The 17472-nt window shown below is 46.7% G+C and carries 14 protein-coding genes; 4 read left to right on the plus strand and 10 right to left on the minus strand.

Annotation, left to right across the window (positions count from 1 at the left end; translation table 11 throughout):
• Positions 1-22: 22 nt before the first annotated feature.
• The 6 genes from OXN25_03900 to OXN25_03925 form a co-directional block, all read right to left on the minus strand.
• On the minus strand, positions 23-982 hold the full coding sequence (locus OXN25_03900) for a hypothetical protein (GenBank protein ID MDE0423997.1): 960 nt from the start codon (positions 980-982) through the stop codon (positions 23-25).
• A gap of 16 nt (positions 983-998) precedes the next feature.
• Positions 999-1565, minus strand: a complete 567-nt coding sequence (locus tag OXN25_03905; GenBank protein MDE0423998.1) for a hypothetical protein — start codon at positions 1563-1565, stop codon at positions 999-1001.
• 155 nt (positions 1566-1720) lie between these two features.
• Complete coding sequence (locus tag OXN25_03910) at positions 1721-2434, minus strand: restriction endonuclease (protein ID MDE0423999.1); 714 nt, start codon at positions 2432-2434, stop codon at positions 1721-1723.
• A gap of 1 nt (position 2435) precedes the next feature.
• A complete protein-coding gene (locus tag OXN25_03915; GenBank protein ID MDE0424000.1) occupies positions 2436-3197 on the minus strand; it encodes a site-specific DNA-methyltransferase in 762 nt (253 codons plus the stop codon).
• A gap of 76 nt (positions 3198-3273) precedes the next feature.
• Positions 3274-4719, minus strand: a complete 1446-nt coding sequence (gatB, locus tag OXN25_03920; protein MDE0424001.1) for an Asp-tRNA(Asn)/Glu-tRNA(Gln) amidotransferase subunit GatB — start codon at positions 4717-4719, stop codon at positions 3274-3276.
• A gap of 75 nt (positions 4720-4794) precedes the next feature.
• On the minus strand, positions 4795-5556 hold the full coding sequence (locus tag OXN25_03925; GenBank protein MDE0424002.1) for an aldo/keto reductase: 762 nt from the start codon (positions 5554-5556) through the stop codon (positions 4795-4797).
• A 243-nt stretch (positions 5557-5799) separates the two neighbouring features.
• On the opposite strand from OXN25_03925, the gene OXN25_03930 reads away from it, so the two are divergent.
• Together OXN25_03930 and OXN25_03935 are read left to right on the plus strand one after the other, a co-directional pair.
• Entirely contained in the window at positions 5800-6039 is a 240-nt protein-coding gene (locus OXN25_03930) for a hypothetical protein (GenBank protein ID MDE0424003.1), read from the plus strand.
• 42 nt (positions 6040-6081) lie between these two features.
• Positions 6082-7173: an SUMF1/EgtB/PvdO family nonheme iron enzyme gene (locus OXN25_03935; GenBank protein ID MDE0424004.1), complete on the plus strand. Its 1092-nt coding sequence runs from the start codon at positions 6082-6084 to the stop codon at positions 7171-7173.
• An 85-nt stretch (positions 7174-7258) separates the two neighbouring features.
• Here the strand turns inward: OXN25_03935 and OXN25_03940 are convergent, their stop codons facing one another.
• On the minus strand, positions 7259-8422 hold the full coding sequence (locus tag OXN25_03940; protein ID MDE0424005.1) for an RNA-guided endonuclease TnpB family protein: 1164 nt from the start codon (positions 8420-8422) through the stop codon (positions 7259-7261).
• 270 nt (positions 8423-8692) lie between these two features.
• Here OXN25_03940 and OXN25_03945 point away from each other — a divergent pair, with 270 nt between their 5' ends.
• Positions 8693-10894 (plus strand): transglycosylase SLT domain-containing protein, encoded by a 2202-nt coding sequence (locus OXN25_03945; GenBank protein MDE0424006.1) that lies wholly within the window; start codon positions 8693-8695, stop codon positions 10892-10894.
• 109 nt (positions 10895-11003) lie between these two features.
• On the opposite strand, the gene nadB is transcribed toward OXN25_03945, so the two are convergent.
• Entirely contained in the window at positions 11004-12668 is a 1665-nt protein-coding gene (gene nadB, locus OXN25_03950) for an L-aspartate oxidase (protein MDE0424007.1), read from the minus strand.
• Positions 12669-12889: 221 nt separating this feature from the next.
• Between nadB and OXN25_03955 the strand changes: the two genes are divergently transcribed.
• A complete protein-coding gene (locus tag OXN25_03955) occupies positions 12890-14176 on the plus strand; it encodes an RNA-guided endonuclease TnpB family protein (protein MDE0424008.1) in 1287 nt (428 codons plus the stop codon).
• 154 nt (positions 14177-14330) lie between these two features.
• Here OXN25_03955 and OXN25_03960 read toward each other — a convergent pair whose 3' ends face one another.
• Both OXN25_03960 and OXN25_03965 read right to left on the minus strand, forming a co-directional pair.
• Positions 14331-14795: a PaaI family thioesterase gene (locus OXN25_03960; protein ID MDE0424009.1), complete on the minus strand. Its 465-nt coding sequence runs from the start codon at positions 14793-14795 to the stop codon at positions 14331-14333.
• Positions 14785-17466: a valine--tRNA ligase gene (locus tag OXN25_03965; GenBank protein ID MDE0424010.1), complete on the minus strand. Its 2682-nt coding sequence runs from the start codon at positions 17464-17466 to the stop codon at positions 14785-14787. Before OXN25_03965 ends, OXN25_03960 begins: the two co-directional genes overlap by 11 nt.
• Positions 17467-17472 lie beyond the last annotated feature (6 nt).

Consider the following 17472-nt stretch of genomic DNA (forward strand, 5'->3'; position numbering starts at 1 on the left):
TACCTTCAAATGTATCAAAGCGTTAGAGTTCAAGTTCTATTGCTTCTTCATCGGATAGGCGCACACCAAATTTTGTGACCGCTGGTTTGATTTCTATCACTGACTTTTTAACTTCTGCTTCTACATCAAATTCACGATTTAAGGATTTGACTTCTAATACTTCAGAATCTGTATTATTAAATGGGCTCACAACAACTTCCTTAATCAAAGAATTAATATCTACAGGACAGCGCACTCCTCCTCCAGACAAATCTGTATTCAATATCGAAGAATGTTTTTCATACGATAACTTAATACCTTTCCAAATTTGAAGAATTAAATTTTCCACCTTCGTTGTATGAGGAAAATTAGTATTATCAAAAATATATGGTAAATTAGATCTCAGCTCTGGTCCTAAGTGAAGTTGAAGGATAACTCGCAATTCTCTCTCATCTGCATATTCTAACTGTTTATGGAAATAGCGATCTGAGCCGACAGGTTCTATATAATTTCCACGTGAAACATATTTAACACTTCGCGTTTCAATGAAAACTTCGTAACCATCGGATGGATAAATACCATGGTTTTCCTGAAATATATCGGAATGTTGGTAGCCTTCAGTATCTATTCCTAAAGTGTTTTTTAATGACGATAAATCGGATTTAATCATTATGCCTTTTTCAGCATACATTTTCCACATTGGCATTGATTCTATCTCGCTTTGATGCCAACAACTCACAAAAGTAAAATCCCGTAAGAAATCATGGTAAAGCAAAGGTTCAAAAGTCTCTAAAAACTCCCTTGCTGCTGTTTTTGGTTGTTGCGGCATGGCAGATATTCGTTTCTGTCTTTCCGTTTGCTTCTCGATTAATTTATCTGTGGGGACGTGTCCTAAGGAACCTTCGTACGGATCTCCCAAATTATCATAGTGAGGGAAAAATAACGTCTTTGTAGATAACAAATCCTTATATTTTTCCATGTTCATGTATCTTGTTAATTGCATCTACAAACTCCATTGGTTAGTCACTCAAACCTGTGCTCTCGTCTATCTTATTAAATTCGGAGTTTGAAAGATTGTTGCCATCTGGCGGATTGTTATAATTTCGGGTAAACTTAGTAACGTGACTCCGCAAAAATTTGCGATAGTTGGGTTGGGCAAAAATGTTAAAATGAATTTCTAACTCATTACCTTCAGCAAAACACCATAAAGTATCGTCAATTTCAAGTGAAATTTCCACCCCCTGTATAATGTCAACCTCTAATTTGCCATCCCTATTATCAGGATATGTGATTCTGACATTTCTATTAGGTTTTTGTAGAATTAACTTAAAACTTCTCAAATTGTCTAATGTAGATCCATCGGAGCTGTCGCGCAATCGAGCATTATAAACATCTCCAGTAAATTCACTTAATTTTCTGGCAATATTACCAACAGTACTTATATCGCATCTAACATCAGGTAATAATTTAATTATTAATGCATCGCTCATTCCTTCTGATCCATTTTCCTCATATTCTAGCCCTGGATAATCTTCTAGAATTTGCTTAAGTTTCTGAACGACTTTTTGATTTTCCGACAATTTCATAATAAACTCCTCTGTAAAACATTGAGTGTTTTGTCTAAACGATAAAGAAATAGGCTGAAAGCCTTCAAACGGCGTGTACCGATGCCAAACGCGTCACTTCCGGCTAGTCCTATCGCGGGTATTCAGATTTTTGTGGTAATGCAACGCGCCAGACTTCAATCAATCTTAAATACAATTTGTTCTTCTGCAAGATGAGCCTCGGATGAAAGGATATCCTCAATAAGGCTTTTAGTTTCGGGGATACGTAGAAGTTCTTCAAGGAAATAACGAATGTTGTCCTCTGCATCTGGCTTACGGATTTCCACGATCTTATCGTAATCAATTTCTAGCAGATCACAGAACTCCCTACCTGTCATTGCCTCTTTAATATCAATTCTCTGCTTGAATCCCCTCCAAATGACTTCAGGGTCGTCTTGATTAAAGGCACAAAAGTGAGTTGAAACCCTATATGGAAGTCGTCCAGCATTTCGTTTAGCGAAGTTGTGCAAGGCTTCACGCTCACTATCGGCTTTTTTTGTATCAAAGATGTGACCATCCTTCAACTCAACAATGTGACAACGTTGGTGTCCCTCTCGTCTCTTGAAAATTATAAAATCAGGTTCTGATCCTTGAGCATTTAACTCAATACACTTCTTAATCTCTTTCTTTTTTGCCAGAAGTACACCGTCCGGCATGATGTCTTTGCGAAGAAAAGCATCCAAATCATCTATAGTTTCGACTCTTTCCGTTACAAGCCTCTCCAGTTCGCTCCCGGCGGAAATAGATGTTCCGTGCACTTTGCTCATAAGTTCGCCCAATGCTTCATTGCCGAATATACGCGCATAACCACCTGATGATTCCTTAGGAATTCTACCCCTGATTTTTGCCATCTCAACCCTCCAAATCACAGCCAATGAAATTTCGACTTTTTAAAAGTGCTGCCTCCATGACGGAAAAGGACCCTGCAGCCGGATCAATTACATAATCACCTTCATTACTAACAGCAGCAATGAGCTCAGCCTGTAAACCGATAGGTTTCTGATGTGGATGTTCTTTTGTTTTTGTACGTTCAAGCCAGACATCGCGAATGTTATGAATTTTCCAAACCCCTTTTGCCCTTCTTGGATGTTTTTGTAGAACAACACAATATTCACTCACACGTCTGGAGCGGTACCCCATGCCAAACCTGTCTTTATTCCAGACGATCAAATCCACAATGTCTAATTGCGTGTTATCAAACCACGTTTTGAACCCTTGGCAAAGATGAAATTTATCCATCCACAGAAACAGATGTCCAGACGGGATAAGCACGCTGTCAATTCCCCGAATAAATTCGCCAATTAATTCTTCGGGCATTTGCATCAATGAACATCTGCGTTTCTCTCTACTCTTTCCCTCATTGCCATAATTCATTCTGTCAAGCACACCCCGATACTGCGGATCAAGAAACGCTACAGGCACTGACTCTTTTGGAAGATGGGATAGGAGCTTCCGACCATCCATCTTCAACCTTGTATTCGGTTTCAGAAAATCAGGCAAGTCTATGGGCGGGGCTTGTACGGCCCGTTCGGTAGAGAATACTGTGCTTTTAACTTCATCCGTTGTGTCAGGGAAAAGCTTGAGAGTTTCCTTTACGGAGGCCAATTTCTTCATAAATTCTCCTCGTTTTACTTCGCGTCTTGATTCAACTGAACCTCTTAGCCATTCGAGGGCAAGACTATTGGATATCCTATTCTGCTGTCAAAACCCGCGTTAAGATCTGATTTACCAGTTGCGGGTTCGCCTTTCCACGAGTGGCACGCATCACCTGCCCGACAAGAAACCCAATCGCTTTCTTTGTGCCATCACGATAGTCTTGGGCGGGACCGGGGTTCTCCTCAACAACCTGTAAGACGATGGCTTCTATCTCCGAGGTATCTGTAATTTGTGCTAACCCTTTTTCAGCAACAATCTCCTTCGGCATTTTGCCAGTCTCAAAGGCATCGTCGAGCACAGATTTGGCGATCTTGCCGCTGATGGTCGCATTTTCAATCAACCCGATGAGTTCGCTGAGATGTGCGGGTGTGACCTTTGAATCTTGAATCTCAATCTCTGACGTGTTGAGCAGTCGAGTCAGATCACCCATAATCCAGTTTGCACAAGTCGCCGGTTCACCACTGAGTTGTGCGGCTGCGTCGAAGAATTCGGCGAGTTGCCGGGTACTGGTCAGAAATTCAGTGTTCTCAGGAGAAATGTCGTAGTCGGCGATAAAACGCTCTCGACGAGCGGCGGGGAGTTCAGGGAGTGCTGACTGAATCTCAGTGAGCCAGTCATCATCCATCTGGACGTGAACGAGATCGGGTTCAGGGAAGTAGCGATAGTCGTCCGCCTCCTCTTTGCCACGCATTGCCACAGTTCTGCCGGTATTTGCATCAAACAAGAGCGTCTCTTGGACGACCTCCTCACCCGCGTCTAAGATGCGTGCCTGTCGTTTCACCTCATATTCCATCGCATCAATCAACTCTTGGAACGAGTTTTTGTTTTTGATTTCCGTGCGCGTGCCTAACGCTTTACTGCCTTTCGGTCTGAGAGAGAGGTTCGGCTCACATCGCAGGCTTCCTTCTTCCATGTTGCAATCGCTGACATCAATATATTCTAAAATCTCCTTGACGGCACGGCAGTAGGCAATAGCTTCGTCAGGAGAATGCAGTTCGGGTTCGCTTACAATTTCAAGTAAAGGAACACCGGCGCGATTGAAATCCATAAAACTACGGGTCGGGTCACCCGTAACTTCGGCGTGAATGGATTTTCCAGCATCCTCTTCAAGATGAATTCTGCGGAGTGCAACGGTACGAGGTTCACCTTCAAATTCAAACGTTACCTGTCCACTCTGACACAACGGGATGTCGTATTGCGAAATTTGGTAGTTTTTTGGTAGGTCTGGATAGAAATAGTTCTTGCGGTCAAACTTACTGGAAGCCGTGATTTGACATTCCATCGCCAAACCGGCACGAACCGCAAACTCTAAAGCGCGTCTGTTGACAACAGGTAGTGTCCCCGGCATCCCTAAGCAGATTGGACAGGTACAGTCGTTTGCCGAGGCACCAAAGGTATAAGCGCAATTGCAGAAAAGCTTACTCTCTGTGCATAATTCTGCGTGGATTTCTAATCCGATAACTATCTCATATTTTTCCATTTTTTAACAATTCACCCAGCTAAGTCTTGTTTTAAATGGCTACCGGCAGTCAGTTAGCCGATAGCCAACCGCTTTTTAAGATAATTCGTTGACGACGGCAACATTCGCTTCCACTTCACTTTTCGAGGTCATGCCAATGGTCATAGCGTGCACACAAGGCAGACCCATCACAAATTCAATTGCTTCACGCTGGCGCTCCGCATCTTGTGCCAATTTCCCCATACCTAAAACTTTCATACCGTAGATACCCTTTCCAGCAAACGCCATCTGTTCCATTGTTCGGATAACATCAGCAGGCGATGCGTCCATACTAACCCCGGCGTGGTTAATCCGTGCCAACACAACTTCGACCCATTCTGTCATCGCGGATGTTTGGAACGCCCCGTAATCGTGACAAGATACACCATGTGCGCGAATCAATCCTTGTTCTTTACAACGTGCGAGTGCTTCCATCGCATCTGGATAGCGTTGCGGCCAGTCAACCTGTGTGAGGCAGTGGAGTAGGACAATATCTACATAGTCAGACCCGATTTCTTTGAGAAATCGCTTTACGTCTGCTTCTACGGTCTCTCGCGTTCGAGATGTAGTTTTTGTCGTGATCGTGACACTTTCCCGTGGTAGTTCTTTGAGTGCTGCCTTCACATGTGGATGGCTTCCATACTGATCGGCAGAATCCCAAAAGGTCACACCTTTTTCGTGCGAAAATAGGAGCAAATCGCGTAAGGCTTCAAATCCCAAGTCCGTCTGATTTGAGCGTCCGTTCCAGCCATTTGACCCAGTGCCAATCGAGAGTCGTGAAACATTTAAACCTGTTTTTCCGAGTGCTACAATTTCCATCAGATACCTCCTGCGTTTTTATATACACCGCACCCAAACCGAGCAATCAGTTAAGTCTGCATTAAGTGTAACACAACGACCCGAAATTAGGCAACTGATTTCTCCAACACTCACTTTTTTGTTGCTTTTTGACTCCAAATAACGTTATAGTATAAGGTAGTATTTGGGTAATTTTTGTCATTGCAATCGAACTCATGCTAATTTTCGTAAGGAGGACCGCAAAAAAGACTCGAAGTGAAAATCATGTACAAATGTTTTCTGGTCTCCATGCGGAGCCAAGATAAGTCTCCACCATCTTTCAAGGCGGACAGCAGAGACCATGCACTTGAGATAGCGAAACAAAAGGTGGGTTTAGATGAATGGGATTTGCGTTTCGATAGAGAAATGCACGGCGGAGAAGCACTGGCGGGTCTGGCTTACACATACATCAGTGACCGGTGGTGTCTTTATATACATGATGAGCGGCACGCAACAACCGCTTGAACCGAATTAACCGCGATCACCTGTGTAGTAAAGGAGTTAATTGTGAGAATTTTGATTTTACTGATGATCGTATTCGCTATTATCGGATGCGACACAGATGAACCTGTAGATGAGATTTTAGAAGTCTCGTCAGAGGTTTCAATGGCTGCGCCCGCAATGGAAATGAACTGTCCGAACTTCCTTTGGAAGAATATCTATCGGATGGCAGAGATTCCGGGAGGCAATTTCACGATGGGCAACGATGTGGTTATACCTGCTTTAGAACACATTGCTCATAAGTTTCAGGCGTATACCGTCCGATTTTACATGGATAAGTATGAGGTAAGCGTTAGTGAGTTTAGGTTTTTCGTAGAGACCAGTGGCTACCGTATGGAAAGCAATCTTTACAAACTATACGGATTTGACGAATACGCACCTAACGATCCTGCACAAGTCTCATGGCGGGATGCCAATGCCTACGCAAAATGGGTAGGCAAACGCCTGCCCACAGAAATGGAGTGGGAAAAGGCAGCACGCGGCGGCTTAGTGGATATGCCGTTCACGTGGGGCAATACGCCACCCAGTCTTGCTACGAAACAGCCGAGCGTAAAATGGGTTAGAAATACGCAACTCAACGGTCGGGTTACAACATGGCATACTGGGCGCATGGCGGCTGAAGGCGCGTTTGCGATCGGCTTCGGCGGTCGCGACTCCAATGGCGAATGGATGTCAGGCATCCCGTTGCGGATGGGTCTGGTGTTTAACCCACAGCCTATCGGGTCTTATACCCGGAATGGATACGGATTGTTCGATATGATAGGCAACGTAGATGAATGGTGTGCGGACGACTGGAATACAAACGCCTATTTGGTGTTTGCTCTTGATCCAAAAACAAGGAAGATAGAGAACGGTTCCAGTTGGAAAGTCGTCAGAGGCGGCGGGCTTCGGCACAGTGTCTTTATCGCCAGCCAGCGCGCTGAGACTATCCGAAGAAACGGACAAGTCCCCGGAGATGGATACCTTGCAAACACGATTGATGTCGGAGAACGTTCAAAACTACATGTATCTTACGGTGCTGTCAATTCCGTTCCTGTCGGTTTCCGATGCGCAATGGATATGCCGGGATACTCTTATGACTTCATAGACAATCAGTAACGCTTGCGAATTCGCAGTCAAGGCACCCATAACCTAAAGGTTAGGGCTTGTGCTTCGTAGACGACAGCGACTCTTGAGAATCGACTTACATCGTCTCCACAACGGGATCGCAAGCAGCCCGTAAGATGTTTATAGCAGCGTTTACATCTCTATCGTGGTGAGAGCCACAATTCGGACATGTCCACTGCCTATCCGAGAGAGAAAGATTTTTGTTGTGATACCCACAATTTGAACAGGGTTTTGTTGTGGCAGTCCACTGTCCAACTTTACGGTAATCGCGATTATGTTTGAAACATTTGAACGCCAAAATCTGAACAAATTGCCCGAAAGCAAGGTCAGAGACTTTGCGTCCCCAGAGGCGTTTCATGCCTTCAAGGTTCAGCGTCTCAGTGGCGATGGTATCAAACCTTCGGCACAGGTCTGTAGCAAGTTTCCACTGCCAATCTTTGCGTTGGTTGGCAACTTTGCGATAGAGCCATGCCAAATCTCTGACGGCACGCCACCAATTGCCCGACCCTTTGACTTTACGCGAAAGTGCCTTGTTGAGGGTTCGGAGGTGTTTCAAGGACTGTTTCAAGAATTGTGGGGATTGTATTTTCTCACCAGTGTTGAGCGTGAGAAAAGCGTCTTTCATTCCAAAGTCTGCCCCGACACTTTCACCCGTGGCAGGCAGGACTTCTTTGGAGGAATCATCTGTCACGACATAGAGCCAATACGTGCCAACGCTGTCGCGAAGGATTTGGATATATTTCACGTTCCCCTTCCACTCGCGGTGCAGGTGGAAAGAAAACCAACGTTTATCAAACTTCAAAGTCTGTGTGCTTTCGTCCCACGATTTGAAGGAGATACGCACACGTCCGTTTTCAAGTTTGTATCCCGTCTGGAACTTTGCGGAACGGCAGCGTCCTTTGCGTTTGAACTTTGGCATGCCGACTTTACGACCGCCATGTTTTTTGAAATCAAAAAACTTTTCCCACGCAAGATGCAGACGGATAATTACCGCGTCAAGGGTATCCCGCGGTATCCATGCCCAATGTTTCTTGGTACGTTTCAACAACTTCGTGAGGTGGGGTTGCAACCGATACCGACCGGCATATTTGCCATAACGACGATAGTAACGGTTCTCCAACTTCAAGAAGTGGTTATGCACGTCTGCAAGGTCATCAAGCATGTTGCCAAAACGTTTGTTCTTTGGATGTTCGCGTATTTGATACTTATAGGTTCTACGATGCTGTTTCTGTTTTTTCAAGGATTTTCACGGTTCACGGCTTTAACCCCCGATCAAGGTGGGTTAGGGACAGACACGCCTTGCGACGTGCTTGATCGTGTCCCTACCGTGATAAAAATAGTATAACATTTTTGACAATTTATGTCAAGAGAAAAAAAGGACGGTGTTTCCTCCCCAAGCTGAAGCATGGGGTTTCCACACCGAAGATACTCGATGAAACATATAAAATTTTTTAGCAGCAACCGCATCCAGTCCAATCAAACAGCAAACTCATATATCACATCAGATTCTATGATACTCCAGAAATTTTTTTGGGGTTTGCTGGTCTTGGCGTACAGCTGCCTTGTAATTGGGACACCGGTTTTTGCTGATAAAGAACGTAGTGCGGCATGGCAAGAAGCCTTCGCTCTGATTGATAAAAGACAGCACAAAAGCGCAGTTTTGAAACTGGAGGCTTTACTAGAAACCGGTTTGTCCGAGTCAGAGAAACTTGAGATCCATCACGCGCTCGGTTACAACTACGAGAAACTTCGGGATCGTCCGAAAGCCGTGCGTCACTATGCACGAGTCGTCTCGTTCAACTATCCATTAGCAGACTACGCAGCCTACCGCCTTGCGCGGCTCTATGAAGGTATGAAGAATGAAACACGGGCGATAAAATGGTATGCGCAGCTTGTGAGGGACTACCCAAAGAGTTTCTACTTTTTGGAGGCAAATTGGGCTTTATCGAAACTGTATCTTGATAAGAAACAGTATGAAACGGCGAGACCCCACTTAAACGAACTGGCTAAACACCGGCAATACGCGAGGAGAGCAACTTTTGAGTTAGCACGTTGTGATGAAGCACTCGGTGCCACTGCTGATGCGTTTGAAGCGCATCGTGAACTCATTCAGAAAGAACACTCAGGCAGCGTTGCCAAAAAAGCACTTGATCGCCTCAAACAACTTATGGGAAAAAATAAGTCTTTAAAACTCACCGCTGATGATCGGATTAATTCTGGCTTAGTTTTCTTTTCACATCGGGCATGGAAGTCGGCTGTAGCAGAATTGGAACGGATTCCCGAAACAGCAGATTTAAGCACGCGTGGATACGCGCTTTACCTCATGGGAAAGAGCTACCAGGGACGTAGGTGGTACAACACAGCGATTAAAAAGTTTAACGCTGTGATTGCGTTTGGGGAGAAAAGTGAATACTTAACACGGGCGACCTATCAAGCCGCACAATGTTACCGGCGGAAAGGGCACCTCAAAACTGCGGTGAGTCGACTTGAGGACTTCGTGAAAAAATACACATGGAGTGAGCTGGTAGACAATGCGCTGTACGATATTGCACAAATCCGTGAAAAACAAGGCAAATCGGAAGCAGCCCTCGACGCCTACGCCCGTTTAATAGAAATGGCTCCTAAGAGTCCTTATGCCGATGTAGCAGCATGGAGAATAGGTTGGCACCGTTTTGACGAAAAACGCTACGAAGAAAGCTACAATGCTTTCAAAGGACTAAAGGAACACTTCCCCGGCAATAGATACGCAATGGGCGCACATTTTTGGATGGCAAAGATTCGGGAACACCAAAACAAACCCGCGCAGGCACGAAAACTCTACCAAGAAGTTGCTGAAGCACACTATTGGTACTATACCGCAAGGGCAAAAACGATTCTCGGGATCACCAGATCTGAACTGGAACCGAGAGCCGTTCAGGATGCAGAATTACCGGTGCCTAAGGCGGGTCCAGAGCAGATTCCACTCCTGATGGAACTCCGGCTTTACGAAGATGCTATTGCGCAATTGAACTGGCACATTGACACGAACTCGCTTCCTGAGCGTCAGTGTTTTTACGACTTGATTACGTGTTATGAACGGCTCGCCATGTACGATAAAGCCAGGGAACTCACCGCAGCGTCGCTTGAAAGTCCAGCTTTCGCGAATGCCTCGCGCGCCGATTTAGCGAACCTCCACCAGAAACTTTATCCGCGCTATTATGCCGATGCAGTTGAGAAGTATGCCAAGATGTATAACGTTGATACTTTCTTAATTGCCGCTATGATCCTGGAAGAGAGCCGATACAATGCGGAGGCAATTAGTTGGGCAGGCGCGATTGGGTTGATGCAGATTATGCCAGCCACTGGCAGGGAACTCGCGCAACAACTCAAAATCCGGCGTTTCCGGACTTCGATGCTCAAACAAGCCGACATTAATATTCGGATGGGGACAAAGTATATATCCGACCTCAACTCGTGGTTTGATGGCAACCCAATGCTGGTCATCGGTGCGTATAACGGAGGTCCCGGGCGGATGAAGCGATGGGTGAAGTCAAAAAACATAAAGGATATCGACTTATTCGTGGAGAAGATTGGGATCCGAGAGACACGGCTTCACATCAAGAAGGTCATCAACAGTTACGATCATTACGTCCAGATTTATCGGAAAACAGATGAACCGCCCGCTGTGAATTCAACGACAGATCTAAGCGAAAAACGACTCCAAGGCTTTTAAGCTATTTAATCTGGGCACCGTTCCACTTCGTTTCACGGTGGTTCTCGACTAATTCCCAACTGCTCCTGGATCATGAAAGGTTTTTAAGCTATTTAATCTGGGCACCGTTTTACTTCATTTCAGGGAGGTTTAAGGCAACAACTTCCGGTGCTGCGTCTCGTGTGAGGAGGACGCGGCGGTACCAATCGGTATCGTTTTGGGCGGGAAAGTCGGCGCGGTAGTGTGCGCCGCGGCTCTCGGTGCGAACCAGAGCCGATTCGGTTATCATCAAAGCAACATTGAGCATATTAACCGCTTCAATTATCTCTACATCCGTTGTTTGAAGAAGGGTCTGTGAAACCGATTGTAGACTCTCCAAACTTACCGTCAAATCTTGCAATTCGGCGAGGGTTTGTTCTAAACCCTCGCCATCTCTTTCAATGCTCACATTCTCCCAAAGCACTTCCTGAATTGTGTCCTTTACTGCTTCTATAAAAGTAAGATCTGTTTCAACGGATGTCAGTCCGTTATCAACGGCAGGTATATCTGGCGGGTGGTCAGGAGACTCAGATTGGGCAAAGAGAGCAGCATTTGTCCCAGCGCGGGCACCAAAGACAAGACACTCTAAAAGGGAGTTACTTGCCAAGCGATTCGCACCGTGAACACCTGTACATGCCACTTCTCCGCATGCATAAAGCCCTTTAAGGTTAGTTTCTGTATCGGTGTTCGTACGGATACCACCCATCATAAAGTGTGCGCCGGGGCGGACGGGTATTAAGTCAATGCTAATATCTAAGCCGTACCGTTTCGTCGTATCAGAGATAGTCGGAAACCGTTCAAGTATAAATTCAGCCGGTTTGTGGGTAATATCAAGGTAAACACAGGGAAAACCGGTCAACGCCATTTCGCTTTGAATAGAACGACTGACGACATCGCGTGGTGCGAGTTCCTCTTTCTCGTGGTATTTCCTCATAAAACGCTCACCACGTATATTGATAAGTTGGCCACCTTCCCCACGGACGGCTTCAGAAATCAAGAAGTTGGGAGCACCATCTAAGTAAAGTGTTGTCGGATGGAACTGCACGAACTCCATATCGACCATCTCGCATCCCGCACGCCACGCTGCTGCAAAACCGTCTCCAGTTGCTACTTTTGGATTAGAGGTACAGGGGTAGAGTCGGCCAAGCCCACCCGTGGCAAGAATTGTGGCTTTTGCCCGGATGTAGACTAATTCCTCATCGACAACAGCGGTAACCCCGTAACAGGTGAGGGGTTCCTCAGGCCCTGTTGTAACATTTGCATCCGTCAACAAGTCAATAGCAAAAGCACTCTGGAGGACATTGATGCGTTCGGTATTTAGCACACGTTGAATGAGGACATCCGTCGTTTCACGTCCGGTTGCATCCCCTTTGTGGACGATCCGCCGCCGACTGTGGGCTGCTTCCTGTGTAAAACGGGGTAAGGTGCCTTCCCAATCAAAGTTCGCGCCCCAGTCGAGAAGTTCTGCGACCCTTGGAATGCCCTCAGATACCATCATTTCAACGGCTTGGGCATCACACAAGCCACCCCCAGCTGCGCAAGTATCTTTTATGTGCAAGGCAATCGTGTCATCAAGGTTCATAGCCACAGCAATGCCACCTTGTGCATAGTGTGTGTTGCTTTCGGTGAGCGTCGTTTTGGTGATTAACGTCACATCGGCGCGCTCGCTCGCAGCGAGCGCAGCACGCAGCCCTGCAGCACCACTACCGATGATAAGGACATCGGTATCCCAACTTGAATGCCTCTCCGGATTCATCACCAAAGTTTACGGATTGGAAGCCCCCTACTTTAGTGGGGGGAGGAAAATCCGCCCTCTTGAATTAGATCCAAGCGTTTTTTGTTGAAAAAACACTTGGCATTTTTCGTGAATTGTGGTTTAATATCTGTATCAGGTTGGCAAGCATGAACAGCATTACCGCTTGGTAATGTGCTTGCCTCCCACTGTTCAGGGGATAAACGCCTGATACCTGATATACCATGAGATTGACTTTCAAATACCCTGTGTATCCAACGAAAGCACAGGAAAACGTATTGCTTCAGTGGTTTGGCCACCTTTGTGAACTTCAGAATTCGGCGCGCAATAATCGTAAGGCTGCCTACGAAGAAGAAGGGCGTTTTGTATCTCAAGGCGAACAAGAGAAATTTTTGACGGCAGCCCGTCAGAAATATGACGACTTTCGCTCCGTGCCTCAAGATTTCCAAGTTTCTGTCCTCAAGCGTGTTGAGAAAGCATTTGATGCGTTCCGTAGACGTTGCCAAGAAGGCACTGCGAAAAAAGGGTATCCTCGCTACAAAACGCGTCTCCGTTCTCTGACATGGTGCTTGAGAAAGCACAAAGTCAAGGATGAAGCGACAGGTGGATTCAAACGTGTTCGCCAAAATCCAATAATAGAAACCGAGTTTCGTCATAATCGCTTGAAAGTGCCAAAGTTGGGTGAAGTCAAGATATACATGCACCGTCCTTTTGTCGGGGACCCAAAAGAAGTTACACTTGTCAAGAAAGCAAGCGGTTGGTATGCCCATATCTCTTGTGAACTCCCGGATACCCCGAAAATTGAACCGGCGGCTGCGATTGCCGTTGATATGGGAACCACCCACTACCTCACCACTTCTGAGGGCGAAAAAGAGGATAACCCAAGATGGTATCGCAACGCAGAAGGCTTGCTCCATAAGCACAATCAGACGCTGGCACGCCGAAAGAAAGGCAGTCAGCGTTGGTATAAAGCCGTTCATGCCGTTGCGCTGCACCATGAGCGCACCACAAACAAACGTAAAGATTTCATTGGGAAACTCGTCTACAAACTGTTTCATCATCAGAAAAATAACGTTCTCATTTCAGAATCTTTGAGAATCTCAAACATGGTTGAAAACAAACACCTCAGCAAGAGTATTAGTGATGCGTCTTGGGGAACATTCTTTGACTGGGCTGGAAACATAGCCGAAAGAGACGGTTTCCATTTCCATCAAGTTGACCCCAAAAACACTTCGCAAATCTGCTCGTGTTGCGGTCAGAAATCGCCAAAGAAACTTTCGCTGGCGATACGCACCTTTGATTGTCAGTTTTGTGGCACGTCTTTAGACCGAGACCACAACGCTGCACTTAATATACTTTTCAGGGCAGCTGCTGCCCTTCGTGGAGAGCGTTGGGTTACCGACCTCTATGAAGCGAGAAACACCCCCAATAAAGCATTCGGGTTTAAGAACCCCAACCAGTTATCGCTGTTTGATGGTTTGACACAAGCCCCCTGCTTTAGCGGGGGGTAGTTGACATCAGTCATAGTGTTCTGTCACATCTAAACTGAGAGGCAGTTTGTAGTAGGGCAATTCATTGCCCGTTCCTGACGTGCGATAAATCGCACTACTACGAACCGGGGTTTCCCTATCATTTGAAGGTTGACAGACTAATAGTTCAGACTTTTTACTCAACTGATGTCTTAGGTGCGAAACTTTCACTGACAGGCACGACCTTACCCACGCCTGTAGCGATAAGCGTCCCGTCCGTGAGCCGAACCTCCGCTTTTGCCTCCACCAACCTTCGTGAAACTTTAATACGCTCTGCAGAAACAAATAGTTTCACGCGAGTCGGTGCCGGATTACGAAAACGGACCTCAAGTTGTGCTGTTACCGCGTGCTGTCCGAACGTGCCAATCCCAATATAAGTAATCGCTTCATCCAACAAGGTGCTGAGGATACCACCGTGTAGAATGTCCGCCCAACCTTGCAAATGTTCCGAGGGCGTGCATTCAATGCGAACCGATGCCCCACCGTCTTCAATTTCGGGTTTAACCTGGAGCCCGAACGGATTTTTCATCCCACAAACAAAGCAGTGATCATTATTCAGCAAGAGACCTGTAGATGTGTCAGATTGCATATCAGCCATCATTTCCCTCTGCTGATTCGGTCAACATTCCGATGCTTCGCGCTAACTTTTCCTGTTCAACCAGTAGCCGCTCCAGTTGCGCTCTCTTTTGGGCGACGACTTTTTCGGGGGCACGTTGGATAAAATTGGGATTATCTAAAGTCTTCTGCGCTGCTGTTACGTCCTTGACTGCCTGCTGATACCGTTTACTGAGCCTTGCATGTTCAGCGTCGAGATCAATGACATCCGCAAGTGGGATGTAGATAGCAAGTTCGCCAATCACGGCTTCTGCTGAAGCAGGAGGCTTTTGTAACGTTTCAGCAATGGTGACACCTGCGACTCGCGTAAAAGCCGGCAAGTACTGCGCGAGATACCTTTCGAGGCGGTCCCGAATCTCAGCATCTGGACACTGGATGTGGACTTCTACAGATGCACCCATTGGAACATTTAACTCACCCCGAATGCTCCGTATGCTCTCAATGACTTCCATGAGCGTTGCCATAGTGGCTTCTGCCGTCGAATTTTCTCCCATCGGCTCTGGCCACGGCGCGATGGTTACCGAACTTTTATCCGCTGCGAATTCGCTTCTGCTACCGCCATGCGGGAGCTGTTGCCAAATCTCCTCACTCAGAAACGGCATGATCGGATGGATAAGCCGCATCGTCTGCTCCAAAACATCGGCAGCCACCCAGAGTGCTTCCGGTTCATCTTGAGCAATCCGTTGCTTGGTGAATTCCAAGTACCAATCACAAAATTCATGCCAGAGGAAGGCATAAAGCACCTGTGCTGCTTCATAGAATCGGAAGTTTTCGAGGGCATCCGTCGCTGTTTCAATGGTGTCGTTAAGACGGCTCCGTATCCACGCGATTTCCAGTATTTCTTGGTGAGTTTCCACCGTCCCTGTTTCAGTAGGAACAGGATGTTTCTCCAAATTCATGAGAATAAATCGGGCGGCGTTCCAGATTTTATTGGCGAACCGTCTACCCGCCTCAATCTGTGATTCGGGGAGCGCGACATAAGGGAGTGGTGTACTCACGTTTGCGAGTGCGAAACGGAAAGCGTCAGCCCCATAGGTCGCAATTGTCTCCAAGGGGTCAATGCTATTTCCCTTTGACTTGCTCATTTTCTCACCCTTTTCATCAGCGACAAGTCCGTGTAGATAGACAGTCCGGAACGGCACCTCGTCCATACAACCCAACCCCAACATTATCATCCTTGCTACCCAGAAGAAAAGAATATCCCAACCGCTCACAAGGACAGAGGTAGGGTAGAAGGTCTTTAATTCGGGTGTTTCCGCCGGCCATCCCATAGTGGAGAAGGGCCAGAGTCCAGAGCTGAACCAAGTATCCAAAACATCTTCTTCTTGTCGGAAATCCGAAGCCCCACATTCGCATTGCTGCGGTGTTTCCATCGCAGCGGTAATCGCGTCGCATGCGTTACAGTACCATATCGGAATTCGATGTCCCCACCACCGTTGGCGTGCAATGGGCCACGGTTCGATGTTCTCCATCCAATGATAGAAACGCGCTGTTTCACGCTCTGGTATAAACTGGACTTCTCCTTTTTGGGTCGCCGCTATTGCGCGCTGTGCAAGCGGTTTGACATTCATAAACCACTGCAAGGATATAGTCGGTTCAACAACTGCACCGCACCGATCATGGTGCCCAACGGCGTGCCGATGTGGCACAATTTTGACGAGGTAATCAGCGTTCTGTAAATCTTCAACAACACGCTCACGACAGTCAGACCTTGATAAGCCGACATATTTTTCTGGTGCGTTTTCGTTTATATATCCATCTCGGGTAAACACGATACACTGTTCGAGATCATGCCGCAAACCGATTTCATAGTCGTTCGTATCGTGTGCGGGTGTCACTTTCAGCGCGCCCGTACCGAACTCTCTATCAACATAAGGGTCGGCAATGATCGGAATCTCCCGATCACATAGCGGAAGGTGTACCTTTTTCCCGATGAGGTGTTGGTAGCGTTCATCGTCGGGATGCACAGCAACAGCAGTATCGCCTAACATTGTCTCCGGTCGCGTTGTCGCAATTTCAAGTACAATCTGACTATCTTTCACAGGATAACGGATGTGATAAAAGTTACCGTCTATATCAATGGGTTCCACCTCAAGATTACTGATGACAGTGTTACACTGCGGACACCAATTTGCCATATAGGTATCTTGATAGATGAGTCCCTGCTCGTAGAATTTGACGAAAGCGGTGCGGACGGCTTCAGAAAGCCCTTCATCAAGTGTGAAACGCTCGCGTTCCCAATCGCAGGAGCATCCGATTTGCTGGAGTTGAGAGACGATATAACCGGCAGACTCTGCTTTCCACTGCCACATCCGCTCAATGAATTTTTCGCGACCGAGCGCAGTTCGACTCGTGCCTTCTTCGGCGAGCTGCCGCTCCATAATAAGTTCAGTGACAATACCAGCGTGGTCGGTCCCTGGCATCCAGAGGGCGTTATAGCCTTGCATCCGTCGCCAACGAATGAGACAATCCTGAAGCGTATTGTCAAGGGCATGCCCGACATGCAGACTACCGGTGATATTCGGCGGCGGGATCACAATCGCGTATGGCGGTTTTTCGGAGGTTGCTTCGGCATGAAAGTAGTTCTTTTTTTGCCAAAATTGGTACCATTTTTCCTCAATCTCCTGAGGCGTATAGGTTTTCGGAAGATTTGTCATGTCCTT

The organism is Candidatus Poribacteria bacterium, assembly GCA_028820845.1.
Taxonomy (GTDB): Bacteria; Poribacteria; WGA-4E; order WGA-4E; family WGA-3G; genus WGA-3G.